The organism is Microbacterium sp. RU33B, assembly GCF_900155915.1.
Lineage (GTDB): Bacteria > Actinomycetota > Actinomycetes > Actinomycetales > Microbacteriaceae > Microbacterium.
Window position 1 is genome coordinate 241023 of record NZ_FTPO01000001.1, and the last position, 14471, is coordinate 255493.

Here is a 14471-nt window from a genome sequence, read left to right on the forward strand (position 1 = left end):
GTATGACCAGCGGTGAGCACCGCGATCCGAACCCTAAGAGATGTCTCACACCCCGAGCGGTGCGCACGTGCTGGAATCGGAAGGATGCTCGAGACGACTTCCCGCTCCGCCGACGAAGCGCTCCTCCGGGAGGCGCTCGGCGGCACGATCGCGCCGACCGCCCGGATCGAGCGGATCTCCCGGGAGCCCCTCGGGGGAGGGTCGGTGACAGGGTTCACGGTCGCCGACGGCGACGCGGAGCCCGTGACGGTCTTCGTCGACACGTCCGGGCAGTCGGTGCGCGCGGAGACGGGCGCCGTCCTTCCCGATGACGCGGGGGGAGTCGCGGCGCGGATCTGGCTGCATCCCGCCGACCCGCACCTCCCGGCTCTCGCCCCCGCCGCATTCGGACACGCGGCGACGGGGCTGCTCGCACGCGCGGGCGTGGAGGCCGCGGGGGCTCCGCGGATCGTCGGGTACCGGCCGGGCCGACGGGCGGTGCTCCGCGCTCCGACGACCGCGGGCGCCTCCTGGATCAAGGTGGTGCGCCCCCGACGTGCGGCGCAGATCGTCGAGCGGCACGCCCTCCTGCGCAGGGCGGGGCTGCCCGTTCCGCTCGTGCGTGCCTGGTCACCCGAGGGTCTCCTCATCCTGGACGATGCCGGCGGGACGCCGGCGATCGAGACCGAGGCACCCGCAGACGTGGTGCTCGACGCCGTCGACCTCCTGCGGGCGCGTCTGGCCGCCGTGCCGTTCGACGACGATGCCCGCACCGGCATCGTCGGTCGCATCGACTGGTACTCCGCGCGGCTCGACTCGCCGATCGCGACGGACATCGCGGCGGTGCTGCACGACGCGGTCCGCGCCGAGGCACCCCGGCCGCGCGTCGGCATCCACGGCGATCTGCACCTCGGACAGCTGTTCGTACCGGATGCCTCCTCCGCCGAGATCGTCGGCCTCATCGACGTCGACACGGCGGGGCTCGGCGATCCCGCCGAAGACCCGGCAGCCTTCCTGTCCCACGTCCTCGCGTCGGCGCTGCTGTCGTCGGGCATGTCGGGCGGCGCTCGCCTGCGGAGGATCGCGGAGCGGGCGACAGCGCGCTGGGCGGGAGACGTGCATGTGCGCACCCGCACGGCGATCCAGCTCCTCGGCCACGCCGTCGCAGCCGACGACCGGGTCGATCCGGCGCGTCGTGAGGGCCTGCTGGCGCTCGCCGCCTGGTTCGCGGCGCCGGTCGGCCACCCCCGTTCGCTGCCTAAGACCCTTCTCACGCCCGACTTCGGATCGCCTTAGCGCGGCTCGCCAGCATGGTGGGTGTCCCCAGGGACGACCGGACGAAACCAAGAGGAGAACACATCATGGTCAGCAAGAAGTGGATGACGTACGGAACCATCGGCGCCGTCGGGCTCGTCGTGCTGGGTGGCGGCGCCGCCGCCGTCGCGAGCACGATGGACCTCCGTTCGGCGGACGGCACGGTGCTCCCGGGCGGCTCGATCGACGATCGAGGCGGCGTGCTCGATCGCAGCGGCCTGCAGCTGCGCGTCACCGACACCTCGGTGTCGGTCGTGACGAGCCCGAGCACCTCGGCCGTGGCGAGCGTCGCGTCCGCCCCGGATCCCGTGTCGGCCGCATCGGCCGTCTCGGCCCCGAGCGTCGTGGCTCCGCCCGCCCCCGCGGCCCCGGCTCCTGCGCCGCCCGCGCCCGCCCCGGCACCCGTCTACGACAGCCCGGCGTCGCCGGCGTCGCCGGCCTCCCCGGTGAGCGCGGTCTCCGCCGGCTCGAACTGATCCGCACGTACGACCGACACAGCACGCGATGCCCCGAGGATGCGTCCTCGGGGCATCGTGCTGCGTCGGCATTGATACGGCGTCGGACCGTTCCTCCGGCCGCTCCGATCCGTCATGATGAAGGCATGGAGTCCGTTCTGCTCGACACCCCCCAAGGAATCGGCGCCCGCCTCGGCTGGGATCCCAAGATGAGCGAGCACGATCGCAAGCGAGTCCTCGCCAAGCAGCTCATCTCGAGCCAGCTGGGGGTCGAGGAGAAGTCGATCGTCATCGAGCGGGAGGCGCCGGCGCAGTTCGGCTTCCACACCCAGCTGTTCGCCCGCATCGGCGAGGATCCGGTGCCTCTCCTCATCCGCACCGCCAGCTTCCGCGCGGCCACCGTCTGCGCCGTCGCGACTCCGGGCACGCAGTTCGGTCTCGACCTGCGCGACATGCACCCCGACGACGTCACGCTCGGCGACATGAAGCGCGGCTCGCACCTGTTCGAAGAGGACAACCTCTTGACGCTCACTTCGCACTGGACCCGCGTGCAGGCGGTGCGGGAGGCCGACGGGCGCGGTCAGCGGGTCAAGCCCGACTACGTCCGGCTCGACACGAACCTCGCCAAGGGGTGGATCCCCGACCGGCCGGTCTTCTACAAGATCCTCGACCTCTCGCGCGACGGCTGGGTCGTCACGATGGCGTACCACCTGCCCGAGTAGTCGGCGCGTGCGGCGTCAGTCCGCGCGGGCGCCGTCGGGCAGGGCCGCGTCGAGCTCGGCCAGCCACGCCCGCGCATTGCCGTCGGACGGGGCGCGCCAGTCACCGCGCGGGGAGAGCGAGCCCGCCGCCGACACCTTCGGACCGTTCGGGATGGCCGAGCGCTTGAACTGAGCGAAGGCGAAGTAGCGCTGCAGGAACACCCGCAGCCACTTCGCGATCGTCGGAAGGTCGTACGCGTAGCGGTCACCCTCCGGGAACCCGGGCGGCCAGGTCCCGGCATCCGCGTCCCGCCAGGCGCGCTCCGCGAGGAAAGCGATCTTCGACGGGCGGAGGCCGAAGCGGAGGATGTGGGCGAGCGTGAAGTCGTGCAGCGCGTACGGGCCGATGCGGTCCTCCGTCGACTGCATCCTCCCGTCCTGCCCCGCCGGGACGAGTTCGGGGCTGATCTCGGTGTCGAGCACCGACTGCAGCACGGTCTTGGCGGCCTCCGACAGGTCGGTCGACACCGCCGAGTCATCGGCGATCACCCACCGGATCACGTGCTGGATGAGGGTCTTGGGCACGCCGGTGTTGACGGCGTAGTGGCTCATCTGGTCGCCCACGCCGTAGGTCGCCCAGCCCAGGGCGAGTTCCGACAGATCGGACGTGCCGACGACGAAGCCGTTGTTCTGGTTGGCCAGGCGGAACAGGTAGTCGGTGCGCAGTCCCGCCTGAACGTTCTCGAACGTCACGTCGTGCACGGGCTCGCCGTCGGCGAAGGGATGCCCGATCCGCTCGAGCATCTCGCTCGCCGCCGGGCGGATGTCGATGGTCTCGATGCTCGCGCCGATGGCCTCCGCCAGGGCGATCGCGTTCGACTTCGTGTGCTCGCTCGTCGCGAAGCCCGGCATCGTGTACGCCAGGATGTCGCGGCGCGGCATCCTGAGCCTGTCCATGGCCCGGGCGACCACGAGGAGCGCGTGCGTCGAGTCGAGTCCGCCGCTGAGCCCGATGACGGGCTTCGGACGCCCGATGGCCGCCATGCGCTGCGCGAGACCGGACACCTGGATGTTGAAGGCCTCGTAGCAGTCCTGCGCGAGACGCGCGGGATCGTCGGGCACGAAGGGGAAGCGGTCGAGGGCGCGTCGCAGCCCGATGTCGCCCGAGGGCGGGGCGAGCTGGAAGTGCACGGTGCGGAACCAGTCGTTGTGCGTGCGGCGGTTGTCGTCGAAGGTGCCCTGGCGCAGGCGGTCCTGGCGCAGGCGATCGAGGTCGACGTCGGCGACGCTGCGACGAGGGCCGTCGGGGAACCGCTCGGTCTCGGCGAGGAGGGTCCCTCCTTCGTAGATCATCGTCTGACCGTCCCACGACACGTCGTTCGTCGACTCGCCCATTCCGGCGGCGGCATATGCGTACGCCGCGAGGCAGCGCAGCGACTGCGACTGGCAGAGGATCTTCCGGTCCTCGGCGCGGGCGATCGTGATCGGGCTGCCACTGAGGTTCACGAGCACCGACGCGCCGGCGAGGGCGGCCGTCGACGACGGGGGGATCGGCACCCACACGTCTTCGCAGACCTCGGCGTGGATCACGAGGCCGGGGACGTCGAGGGCCTCGAACAGCAGATCGGGACCGAACGGGGCCTCGAGGTGCGCGACGCGGATGTCCTGTCCCGCCTGGTCGTCGCCCGGCGCGTACCAGCGTCGCTCGTAGAACTCGCGGTACGTCGGCAGGTACGACTTCGGAGCGACGCCGAGCAGTTCGCCCCGGTGGATCACGACGGCGCAGTTGTACAGGCGATTGCGATGGCGCAGCGGCGCGCCCACCACGAGCACGGGGAGGAGGTCCTCGGATGCCTCGACCAGCCGGAGGACCGCCTGCTCCACGGCGTCGAGCACGGCATCCTGGAGCACGAGGTCGTCGATGGCGTATCCGGTCAGGCACAGCTCGGGGAAGACCGCGACGGCCACGCCGTCGTCGTGGCACTCGCGGGCCGCGGCCAGGACGGCGTCGGCATTGGAGGCGGGATCGGCGATCGCGACGGGGATCGTGCAGGCGGCGACCCGCGCGAATCCGTGGCGGTACGCGCTCTCGAAGTCCAGGCTCGTCGTCATGCCCCCAGTCTGGCACCGACCCTCCCCGAACGCGCGGCGCGGTGTCGGGAGCGGCGGGTAACGTCGGGAGCGGAAAAGGGGAGCATGCGTTACATCGAGGGCGAAGGCCGGGTCGTCTGGAGTGCGAGCGATCTCAAGGCGGCGGCCGAATGCGAGTTCGCGTGGCTGCGCCGCATCGACGCCCGGCTCGGGCGGGTGCCCGCCGTGGTCGAACCCGTCGACGAGACCAAGGCCCGCGCCGGCACGCTCGGCTTCGTGCACGAGGGCCGCGTGCTGGCGGAGTACCGTGCGCAGTATCCGGGCCGGGTCGTCGAGCTCCCCGAGACGTCGTCGACGGATGCCGCGGCCCTCGCCGCCGCCGTCGAGGCCACGAATGCGGCCCTGGCGTCCGACGCGGCCGTCGTGTACCAGGCGACGTTCGCGACCGAAGAGTTCGTCGGCTTCGCCGACTTCCTCGTGCGGGATCCGTCCGCCGCCGACGGCGAGCTCGGCGCGTGGGTCGTGCAAGACACGAAGCTGGCCCGCCACGCACGCGTCACCGCCCTCATGCAGCTCGCGGCATACGCCGATCAGCTCGACCGGCTCGGGGTGCCCCGCTCCGATCGGGTGGAGCTCCTCCTCGGCGACGGCTCGGTCAGCGTGCACCAGGTCGACGACCTCCTGCCGGTCTTCCGCCTCCGGCGTTCCCGCCTGCGCGCGCTCGTGGCGGATCGACGCCTCGATCTCGGCGCCGAGGGCCCGGCGATCCCGTGGGGCGACGCGCGGGGCGACCTGTCGGTCCTGGCGTGCGGGCGCTGCGCGACCTGCGACGCCGAGGTCGTGGCCTCCCGCGATCTCCTCCTCGTGGCCGGCATCCGGCCCGTGCAGCGCGATCGGCTGCGGGCGGCGGGCATCGCGTCGATCGACGCTCTGGCCGCGGCGGATTCGCCCCCTGCGGCGATGAACCCCGATGTCTTCGCGAACCTCCGCACGCAGGCGCGGCTGCAGCTCGAGAGCCCCGCGGGGCTGGGCGCGCCGACGGCGAGCGGCCCGGCCGTCCCGACCTTCGAGGTCGTGGCGCCGACCGCCATCGGAGCGCTCCCTCGCCCGGATCGCGGCGACATCTTCTTCGACTTCGAAGGAGATCCGCTCTACACCGAGCCCGGAGCGCCGGGTGGTCGCATCGACTGGGGCATCGACTACCTGTTCGGGTGGGTCGATGACGAAGAGCGCTACACCGCGCTGTGGGCCCACGACTTCGAGAACGAGAAGCGCGCGCTCGAGGCGTTCATCGACATCGTGAACCTGCGGCGGCTGCAGCATCCGGGCCTCCACATCTACCACTATGCGCCGTACGAGACGTCGCATCTGCTCGCGATGGCGGCCCGGCACGGCACGCGCGAAGGCGATGTCGACCGGCTGCTCCGCGACGGCGTCTTCGTCGACCTGTATCCGATCGTGCGCCGGGCGCTCCGGGTGGGCTCGAGGTCGTACTCGATCAAGAAGCTCGAACCGCTCTACATGGGCGCCGACGTGCGCACGAGCGACGTGCAGAAGGGCGACGACTCGATCGTGCAGTACGTGCAGGCGCGCGCGCTTCACGACGACGGCGACGTCGAGGCGGCCCAGCGCATCCTCGACGACCTCGCCGACTACAACCGCTACGACTGCGTGTCGACGCGGCGCCTGCGGGACTGGCTCGTCGACCGCGCCCGCGAGGCGGGGCTGCGGCCCTCACCCGAGCCCGAACCCGACGAGCGCGGCTATGAGCCGTCCCCCCGGGCGCTCACGCTCTCCGCGCTCGCCGCCGAGCTGCCCGAGGAGTCCGCCGAGGCCGTCGCTCTGCGTCTCGGGTCGGCGGCGATCGACTACTACCCTCGAGAGGCCAAGACGTTCTGGGCTTCGCACTTCCTGCGCGTTCGCGAGCCGCTGTCGGTGTGGGACGAGGTGCGCGACGTCATCGTGATCGACCCCGCGCGCAGCCGCGTCATCGAGGACTGGCACTTCCTCGAGTCCGGTCGCGGCGGCGAGCGTCGGCGCATCGAGCTGCGGGGTGAGGTCGCGCCCGGCACGCGGCTGCGCGTGGGGTCGAACCCCTTCACGCTCTACGAGCTCCCGGCGCCGTATCCGTTCGAGGCGATGCCGCGCTGGATCCACGCGTACCGCTCGGTCACCGTCGTGGAGGAGCTCGACGACGGGGTGATCGTCGAAGAGACCTCGGTCGACGGCGTCACGTGGTCCGCGCTTCCCCTCGCCCTCACCCCGGCGGCCCCGCCGAGCGCGGGCCGCCAGCAGGCCGCGATCGACGAGTGGGCGGATGCCGTGATCGCGGCGTCCCCCGAGATCCCGGCCGGTCCGGCCTCCGACATCCTGCTGCGGCGGCCTCCGCGCACCCTGAGCGGCGCCGATGGAGCTCCGGGGCGGCTCGCGGCGTCGAACGGCGACGACGTCGAGGCCATCACCCGGTCGCTGCTCGACCTCGACCGCAGCTACCTCGCCGTGCAGGGGCCTCCCGGCACGGGCAAGACGTACGTCGGCTCGCATGTCGTCGCCCGGCTCGTGAGAGATCACGGGTACCGCGTCGGCGTCGTCGCGCAGTCGCACGCCGTCGTGGAGCACATGATCGAGCGCATCGTCGCCGCCGGCGTGCCCGCCGTCCAGGTCGCGAAAGCCGTGTCCGATCCCGACGACCGCACGTTCACGGTCATTCCCAAGAACGGCATGGCGGCTTTCACCGCCGAGCACCCCGAGGGCTACGTCGTCGGCGGCACCGCGTGGGACTTCGCGCACGAGAGCCGTGTGCCGCGCGACAGCCTCGACCTGCTCGTGATCGACGAGGCGGGGCAGTTCTCCCTCGCCTCGACGATCGCCGTGTCGCTGGCGGCACCACGACTGCTGCTGCTCGGCGACCCGCAGCAGCTTCCGCAGGTGAGTCAGGGCACGCACCCCGAACCCGTCGACACCTCGGCTCTGGGCTGGGTCATGGACGGGGCCGACGTCATCCCGCCCGACCGGGGCTACTTCCTCGCGCGCACGTGGCGGATGCACCCCGAGGTCGCGCGTCCCGTGTCCACGCTCTCGTACGGCGGCGAGCTCGCGTCGCACCCCTCGACGGCCCTCCGCCGCGTTGCCGGTGCGGAGCCGGGTCTCCTCCCGGTGCCCACACGACACCGCGGGAATGCGACGCAGTCCCCCGAGGAGGCCGACGTCGTCGTCGGTCTCGTCCGCGATTTCGTGGGGCGGCCGTGGACCGACACCTCCGTCGACGAGGGGCTCGTCACGCTGCGCCCCGAGCGGCCCCTCGACCAGAGCGACATCATCGTCGTGACGCCGTACAACGCGCAGCAGGTCACCGTGGAGGAGGCCCTCGCGCGCGCCGGCTTCGGCGACGTCCGGGTGGGTACGGTCGACAAGTTCCAGGGGCAGGAGGCGGCGGTCGCGATCGTGTCGCTCGCGGCGTCGAGCGGGCGAGACGCTCCGCGCGGGCTCGAATTCCTGCTGCTGCGAAACCGGCTGAACGTCGCGATATCGCGGGCGAAGCACACGGCGTGCATCGTCTACTCGCCAGGGCTCCTCGACGACCTCCCCTACACCCCCGAAGGCGTTGCGCGTCTGAGCGGATTCGCCCGACTCGTCGGAGCGTCCTAGCTCGTCCGCATCCGTCGCGCGTATCAGCGGCCGTCCCCCGGGCTCTTCGGTGGGGAAGGAGGCGCGTCATGAGCACCGTCGAACAGATCGACACCGTCGGAGCCGGCCCTCACGTGACCGGTCGCCCGGGGGCCGCGTTCTGGGTGTGCCGCTACCTCCCGGCCGAGGTCGCAGGGACGGCGGCACTGATCCTCGCCGGCGTCGCCGTCACCTACTGGACGAGCATCCCGGCCATCATCGCCCTCGCCGCGCTGATCGGCGAATGCGTCGGCTTCTACGGCGTGCTCGCCGTCACGCTCCGCCTCGATGCGGAGACCGCGCCCGCGGATCGCCCGCCCACCACGGCACGGCTGCTCGCGGCCGAGTTCGGCACCGCGGAAGCCATCGACACGTTCTTCGTGCGTCCTGCCGCCCTGGTGATCGGCATCGCCCTGGTCGGCGATCCCGTCGTCGGCCTGATCGCCGGCAAGATCGTCGCCGACATCGTCTTCTATACGGCGGTGTCGCGCAGCACCGCGCGTTCCGGCGGTGCGCGCGTCGAGGAGCGTGCCTCGTGATCTCGGCGACCCGGCGGGGCCTCCGAGCGATCCGGTCGCTGCGCGAGCGCCGTCGTGCCGAGACCGATCTCCTGCTGCGCTCCGACGTCGCGCGCGCCGCCCTCGCGGTGCACGGCACGCCTCTCCTCCTGCTCGATCCCGAGCGCGTCCGCGAGCAGTACCGACGGCTGCGCACGGCGCTGCCCTTCGTCCGCTTCCACTACGCCGTCAAGGCGCTCTCGCACGACGCGGTCATCTCGGTGCTCGCCGACGAGGGCAGCGCCTTCGACGTCGCGACGGGCGACGAGCTCGCCCTGCTCCAGCGCCACGGTGTGCGCCCGGACCGCGTGATCCACACGCATCCGATCAAGAAGCCGGCCGAGATCGCCGACGCGCTCGCCGCCGGGGTGACCACGTTCGTGGTCGACAACGAGACCGAGCTGGAGAAATTCCGGGACTGCGCCGACGTCCGTCTGCTCGTGCGCCTCGCGTACCGCAGCCCGCACGCCAAGAGCGACCTGTCGTCCAAGTTCGGTGTCGGCCCCTTCGAAGCCGCGCGGCTCGTCGCCCTCGCCCAGGATCTCGGCATCCGCATCGCCGGATTCAGCTTCCACACGGGCAGTCAGCTCGACGACCCCGCGCGTGTGGCGTCGGCCATCACCGACACCCTGACCCTCATGGAGCAGCTCGAAGCCACGCTCGGCGTACGGTTCGACACCCTCGACATCGGCGGCGGATTCCCGGTCGCCTACGACACCGACGTCCGCTCGATCGAGGAGTTCGCGTCGGTCATCCGACCCGTGCTGGGTCCGCACCGGCATCGGCTCGACATCATCGCCGAGCCCGGCCGCATCCTGGTCGCCGAGGCCATGACGCTCGTGACGAGCGTCGTCGGGGTCGCGGAGCGACCGGACGGCCGGTGGTACCACCTCGACGACGGCGTGTACGGCGCCTATTCCAACGTCGTCGCGGAGGACGTGCATCCGTTCGTGTTCGCGACGAAGGAGCTGGGCGGGCAGGAGGGCGGCGCCACCCACCGCTGGGCGACCATCGCCGGACCGACGTGCGACTCCGCCGATGTCGTCGCGCGCGAAGTGCTCCTGCCCGACCTCCGCGTCGGCGATCTCCTCGCCAGCCCCGCGATGGGGGCCTACACGGTGGTGACCGCGACGCGCTTCAACGGCCGGGCGGTGACGCCCGTCGCCGTCCTGGGGCAGGCGCCCACGACGGCGCCGGTCGCGACCGAACAGGTGCTGGCCGAGGCGTGACCTCTGGCGGTCAGACGGTCCCGTAGAGGCGGTCGCCGGCGTCGCCGAGACCGGGGACGATGTAGCCCTTCTCGTTCAGCCGCTCGTCGAGCGCGCCGAGCACGAGGGTGACGTCGCGGCCCTCCACCTGCTTCTCGATGGCCGCGATGCCCTCGGGCGCGCCGAGGATGCAGATCGCCGTGACGTCCTGCGCCCCGCGCGCGAAGAGGAACTCGATCGCGGCCCCGAGCGAGCCGCCCGTCGCCAGCATCGGGTCGAGCACGAAGCACTGGCGGTCACTGAGGTCGTCGGGAAGCCGCTCCGCGTACGTCGTCGGCTCGAGGGTCTCCTCGTTGCGGGCCATGCCGAGGAATCCGACCTCCGCCGTGGGGAGGAGCTTCACCATGCCCTCGAGCATCCCGAGGCCGGCGCGCAGGATCGGCACGACGAGGGGTCGCGGCTCGCTGATCTTGACGCCCATGGTCGTGGTGACCGGGGTCTCGATCTCGAGCGGCGAGACGCGCACGGCGCGGGTGGCCTCGTAGGCGAGGAGGGTGACGAGCTCTTCCGTGAGCTGACGGAACACCGGTGAGGGGGTGTTCTTGTCACGCAGGACGGTGAGCTTGTGCGTGATGAGCGGGTGATCCGCGACGTGCAGGCGCATGAGCCCAGGCTACTGCGCCTAGTCTCGTCTCGTGATGATCGAGCCGGCGGACGATGCGGCGATGCGCCGCGCGCTCGCACTCGCGGCCGAGGCGGCAGCGCACGGCGAGATCCCCGTCGGGGCGGTCGTGACGGATGCCTCGGGCGCCGTGATCGGCGAAGGGCGCAACCTCCGCGAGGTCACCCATGACCCGACGGCCCACGCGGAGGTGGTCGCCCTGCGGGCAGCGGCCGCGTCGACGGGTTCGTGGAACCTCTCCGGCTGCTCGCTGGTCGTGACGCTCGAACCGTGCCTCATGTGCGCAGGCGCGCTGCTGCAGGCCCGGGTGTCGCGTCTCGTGTTCGGCGCGTGGGACGACAAGGCCGGTGCTTCGGGGTCGATGTACGACGTCGTCCGGGATCGGCGGCTGCCGCACCGGGCCGAGGTCGTCGGGGGAGTGCGCGAGGACGAGTCCTCCGCGGTTCTGCGCGGGTTCTTCACCGAACGCCGCTGATCCCCACCGCGGTCACAGCTGGTCGGCGATGATCGCGCCCACGGCCATCGCCGTCGCTGCGGGTCCGCGCGACGGCACGACGGGCAGGATCGACGTGTCGGCGATGCGAAGGCCCTGGATGCCGCGGACCCGCCCGGCACCGTCGACGACGGCGCGCGGGTCGGAGGAGGAGCCCATGGGCGCCGAGCCGCTCGCGTGTGCGGCGCTGCCGAGCCGCTCCTCGATCCAGGCATCCAGCCTTTCGTCGTCGTCGAGCGTCTCGTCATCGAGGTCGACGAGCCGGTCGACCAGTCCCTCGTAGGCGCGTGACGTCGCCATCTCCGCCGCCAGGCGCACGCCGACCCGCAACGCCTGCCGATCGCGGACATCGTCGAGATAGCCGTAGGAGATGACGGGAGCCGCGAACGGGCGCGACGACGACGCGGCGATCGTCCCTCGGGCGTGCGGCCGCTGAAGGCCGACGATCATGCCGAACGAGGGTGAGACGAGGTCGTGCTCCGCCTCCAGAGCGGGAGGGCGCGTGCAGGCGAGGAGCTCGATGTCGTCTCCGGGGCCACCGTCGGCCCCCACGCGCAGCGCGACGGGGAAGGCCCCGTCGGGAGCATCCTGTGCGGCGATGGCAGCGAGGTCCGGTCCGGGCGACCACTCCACCCAGACGGTCGGATGGTCGCTGAAGGAAGCCCCCACCCCCGGGAGGTCGTGGACCGGTTCGATGCCGAGGCCGCGGAGCTGATCGGCGGGCCCGATTCCGGAGGCGAGCAGCAGCCGGGGAGTGCCGAAGCCGCCGGCGCAGACGACGACGTCGTCGGCCGTGAGGAGCTCGATCGATCCGTCGCCGTCGGCCACCTCGACTCCGATCGCACGTCCGTCCTCGACCACGATCCTCGATGCGCGAGCGTTGTCGCGCACCTCGATCGATCCGCGATGCGCGAGCGAATCCGCCACGTTCCGCGGCACGCCGTCGGTGATCGTGGTCTGCAGCGGGAGCAGCCCGGCGGCGTACCCGAGCTCGACGCCGGCGCCGGTGAACGCGCGCGCGAGCGGATGTGTCTGCGGCGACGGACGGACGCCGATCTCCGCGCCGATCTCCGCGACGATCGCCTGCACCCGATCGGGAGCCCATGCGGGTCCGCCTGCGGCATGCCAGAGGTCGAGGTCGGCGCGCTCGGGGGGCGCGAAGTACCCGCCGTTCACGACGGACGAGCCGCCCACCGTGCGCCCCGGGCGCGCGGTCCAGCGGCGATGCCGCGTGAGGTCGGCGCCGAGCGCCCATGCTCCGGATCGCTCGCCGGCCGCCTCGGGTGGCCACCGGCCCGCCTCGAGGACGATCACGTCGCAGCGGTCGGCCAGTCGCGCGGCGAGGACCGATCCGGCGCTGCCCGCGCCGACCACCACCACGCGCCGCGTCACGCGTCACCCCCCTGTCGGAGTGCGGGGAGGACCTCCGCCCCGAGGAATTCCACGTGGGGCAGATCCTGCAGGTCCAGCACCTGGAGGTATACGCGCCGGATGCCGAACGCGGCGTAGCGGGCCATGTGCTCCGCGATCTCCTCGGGGCCGCCGACGATGTTCACGCCGTCGCGCACGTCGGCCAGGGTCTTGCCGATCCTTGCCGCCCGTGCGGCGACGGCGGCATCGTCGGCACCGGCGAACGTCGACATCGCCACCGAGAGCTTCACCGTTGCGGGGTCGCGTCCGACGCGTTCGCAGGCGGCGTGGAGGTTGCCGATGCGCGTGCGGATCTCGTCATCGGTGGGGAACCCGAGGTTGTACTCGGTCGCGAACCGCGCAGCGAGCTCGGGCGTGCGTCGGGGGCCGCCGCCTCCCACGATCACGGGAACGGGCGACTGCACGGGCTTCGGCAGTGCGGGACTGTCGGTGAGCGAGTAGTGCGCGCCCTCGAACGAGAACGTCTCGCCGAGCGGCGTCTGCCACAGTCCCGTCACGACCTCGAGCTGCTCCTCGAGCAGATCGAAGCGCTTCTGGGGGAAGGGGATGCCGTACGCGGCATGCTCGCCCGCGAACCACCCGGCGCCCAGCCCCAGCTCGACGCGTCCGCCCGACATCGCATCCACCTGTGCGACCTGCACCGCCAGGATGCCCGGCATCCGGAACGTCGCCGACGACACGAGCGTGCCGAGGCGGATGCGGGAGGTCTCTCGGGCGAGCCCGGCGAGCGTCGTCCAGGCATCCGTCGGACCCGGGAGCCCGTCGCCCATGCCGGTCAGGTAGTGGTCGGAGCGGAAGAATCCGTCGAATCCGAGTTCCTCGGCCAGCTGGGCATAGGCGAGCTGGTCGTCGTACGTGGCACCGAGGTGCGGCTCGGTGAACAGGCAGTACTCCACGGGTCAGTCCGAGGCCTTGAGGACGATGGTCTCGGTCTGGGGCGCCGGTTCGTCGACGATCGCGTCGGGACGCCAGATGTCGGGCTCGAGGTAGACCACCCGGGCGGCGGGCACGGCCGTGCGGACGCGCTGCTCCACCAGATCGATCTCGTTCGCGACGTCGATGAAGGGCTTGTCGGGAGCGAAGCCGACCTTCGCGGCGACGAGAAGTTCGTCGGGGCCGAGGTAGAGCGTCTTGATGTGGATGAGCTTCTCGACCTCGGGCCCGTCGGTGATCGCGGCGACGATCGCGGCGTGGTCGGCGGTCGAGGCGCCCTCGCCCACGAGCAGGCTCTTCGTCTCGATGCCGAGGGTGATCGCCACCAGGATCAGCAGCGTGCCGATCATCAGCGTGCCGACGGCATCCCAGAACGGGTTCTGGGTGATCACGGTCATACCCACGCCGAACAGGGCGAACACCAGCCCGGTGAGGGCCGCGACGTCTTCGAGCAGCACGACCGGGAGTTCGGGCGCCTTGGAGTGCCGGACGAACTGCACCCACGACTCCCCTTTGAGGCGCACGTGGTTCGACTCCCGCACCGCGGTGCGCAGCGAGAACGACTCGAGACCGATCGCGATGAGCAGGACGGTGATCGGGATCCAGGCGTTCTCGAGCTCGTGGGGGTGGGTCAGCTTGTCGACGCCCTCGTAGATCGAGAACAGCCCGCCGACCGAGAACAGGATGATCGACACGACGAACGCGTACACGTAGCGTTCCCGCCCGTGGCCGAACGGATGCTCCGCGTCGGCCGCGCGGCGGGCTCGCCGACCGCCGAGCAGGAGGAGGAGCTGGTTGCCCGAGTCGGCCACCGAGTGGATCGCCTCAGCCAGCATCGACGCCGAGCCCGACAGCAGCCACGCGGCGAACTTCGCGACCGCGATGCCCATGTTCGCCAGGAACGCCGCGATGATCGCCTTGCCGCCACCGGATGCACTCATGGGGATGAGTCTAGGTACCA

12 protein-coding genes are annotated in these 14471 nt (G+C 71.6%); 7 read left to right on the forward strand and 5 right to left on the reverse strand.

The annotated features are described in order from the left end of the window. The first annotated feature begins 84 nt into the window (after positions 1-84). From B0B14_RS01125 to B0B14_RS01135, 3 genes are all read left to right on the forward strand, one after another. Entirely contained in the window at positions 85-1275 is a 1191-nt protein-coding gene (locus B0B14_RS01125; RefSeq protein ID WP_076679588.1) for a phosphotransferase family protein, read from the forward strand. A 65-nt stretch (positions 1276-1340) separates the two neighbouring features. Next, a complete protein-coding gene (locus B0B14_RS01130) occupies positions 1341-1769 on the forward strand; it encodes a hypothetical protein (protein WP_076679589.1) in 429 nt (142 codons plus the stop codon). A gap of 125 nt (positions 1770-1894) precedes the next feature. Next, entirely contained in the window at positions 1895-2470 is a 576-nt protein-coding gene (locus tag B0B14_RS01135) for a hypothetical protein (protein ID WP_076679590.1), read from the forward strand. Positions 2471-2485: 15 nt separating this feature from the next. Here B0B14_RS01135 and B0B14_RS01140 read toward each other — a convergent pair whose 3' ends face one another. Next, the gene (locus B0B14_RS01140; protein WP_076679591.1) at positions 2486-4561 is read right to left on the reverse strand and encodes an NAD(+) synthase; all 2076 of its coding nucleotides are present in this window, start codon (positions 4559-4561) and stop codon (positions 2486-2488) included. An 84-nt stretch (positions 4562-4645) separates the two neighbouring features. Here B0B14_RS01140 and B0B14_RS01145 point away from each other — a divergent pair, with 84 nt between their 5' ends. The 3 genes from B0B14_RS01145 (at position 4646) to B0B14_RS01155 (ending at position 9992) form a co-directional block, all read left to right on the forward strand. Continuing rightward, positions 4646-8188 carry a TM0106 family RecB-like putative nuclease gene (locus B0B14_RS01145; RefSeq protein WP_076679592.1) on the forward strand — a complete coding sequence of 1181 codons (3543 nt, stop codon included), beginning with the start codon at positions 4646-4648 and terminating at the stop codon, positions 8186-8188. A gap of 68 nt (positions 8189-8256) precedes the next feature. Further along, positions 8257-8745 (forward strand): hypothetical protein, encoded by a 489-nt coding sequence (locus tag B0B14_RS16690; protein WP_076679593.1) that lies wholly within the window; start codon positions 8257-8259, stop codon positions 8743-8745. Beyond that, a complete protein-coding gene (locus B0B14_RS01155) occupies positions 8742-9992 on the forward strand; it encodes a type III PLP-dependent enzyme (protein WP_083710250.1) in 1251 nt (416 codons plus the stop codon). The genes B0B14_RS16690 and B0B14_RS01155 overlap by 4 nt, the downstream gene beginning before the upstream one ends. A 10-nt stretch (positions 9993-10002) precedes the next feature. Here the strand turns inward: B0B14_RS01155 and upp are convergent, their stop codons facing one another. Continuing rightward, positions 10003-10635: a uracil phosphoribosyltransferase gene (gene upp, locus B0B14_RS01160; protein ID WP_076679594.1), complete on the reverse strand. Its 633-nt coding sequence runs from the start codon at positions 10633-10635 to the stop codon at positions 10003-10005. Between the two features lie 34 nt (positions 10636-10669). Between upp and tadA the strand changes: the two genes are divergently transcribed. Next, the gene (gene tadA, locus B0B14_RS01165) at positions 10670-11128 is read left to right on the forward strand and encodes a tRNA adenosine(34) deaminase TadA (protein WP_256714329.1); all 459 of its coding nucleotides are present in this window, start codon (positions 10670-10672) and stop codon (positions 11126-11128) included. Between the two features lie 12 nt (positions 11129-11140). Here the strand turns inward: tadA and B0B14_RS01170 are convergent, their stop codons facing one another. The 3 genes from B0B14_RS01170 to B0B14_RS01180 are packed head-to-tail and all read right to left on the reverse strand — an operon-like array spanning position 11141 to position 14451. Beyond that, positions 11141-12538 carry a GMC family oxidoreductase gene (locus tag B0B14_RS01170; protein WP_076679595.1) on the reverse strand — a complete coding sequence of 466 codons (1398 nt, stop codon included), beginning with the start codon at positions 12536-12538 and terminating at the stop codon, positions 11141-11143. Continuing rightward, a complete protein-coding gene (locus B0B14_RS01175) occupies positions 12535-13473 on the reverse strand; it encodes an LLM class F420-dependent oxidoreductase (RefSeq protein ID WP_076679596.1) in 939 nt (312 codons plus the stop codon). Before B0B14_RS01175 ends, B0B14_RS01170 begins: the two co-directional genes overlap by 4 nt. 3 nt (positions 13474-13476) lie before the next feature. After that, positions 13477-14451 (reverse strand): cation diffusion facilitator family transporter, encoded by a 975-nt coding sequence (locus B0B14_RS01180; protein WP_076679597.1) that lies wholly within the window; start codon positions 14449-14451, stop codon positions 13477-13479. Positions 14452-14471: the final 20 nt, after the last annotated feature.

Excerpts from the sequence above, each read along its gene's own strand:
- B0B14_RS01125 (WP_076679588.1), top strand. The coding sequence starts at position 85 with ATGCTCGAGACGACTTCCCGCTCCGCCGACGAAGCGCTCCTCCGGGAG.
- B0B14_RS01130 (WP_076679589.1), top strand. The coding sequence starts at position 1,341 with ATGGTCAGCAAGAAGTGGATGACGTACGGAACCATCGGCGCCGTCGGG.
- B0B14_RS01135 (WP_076679590.1), top strand. The coding sequence starts at position 1,895 with ATGGAGTCCGTTCTGCTCGACACCCCCCAAGGAATCGGCGCCCGCCTC.
- B0B14_RS01140 (WP_076679591.1), bottom strand. The coding sequence starts at position 4,561 with ATGACGACGAGCCTGGACTTCGAGAGCGCGTACCGCCACGGATTCGCG.
- B0B14_RS01145 (WP_076679592.1), top strand. The coding sequence starts at position 4,646 with ATGCGTTACATCGAGGGCGAAGGCCGGGTCGTCTGGAGTGCGAGCGAT.
- B0B14_RS16690 (WP_076679593.1), top strand. The coding sequence starts at position 8,257 with ATGAGCACCGTCGAACAGATCGACACCGTCGGAGCCGGCCCTCACGTG.
- upp (WP_076679594.1), bottom strand. The coding sequence starts at position 10,635 with ATGCGCCTGCACGTCGCGGATCACCCGCTCATCACGCACAAGCTCACC.
- tadA (WP_256714329.1), top strand. The coding sequence starts at position 10,670 with ATGATCGAGCCGGCGGACGATGCGGCGATGCGCCGCGCGCTCGCACTC.
- B0B14_RS01180 (WP_076679597.1), bottom strand. The coding sequence starts at position 14,451 with ATGAGTGCATCCGGTGGCGGCAAGGCGATCATCGCGGCGTTCCTGGCG.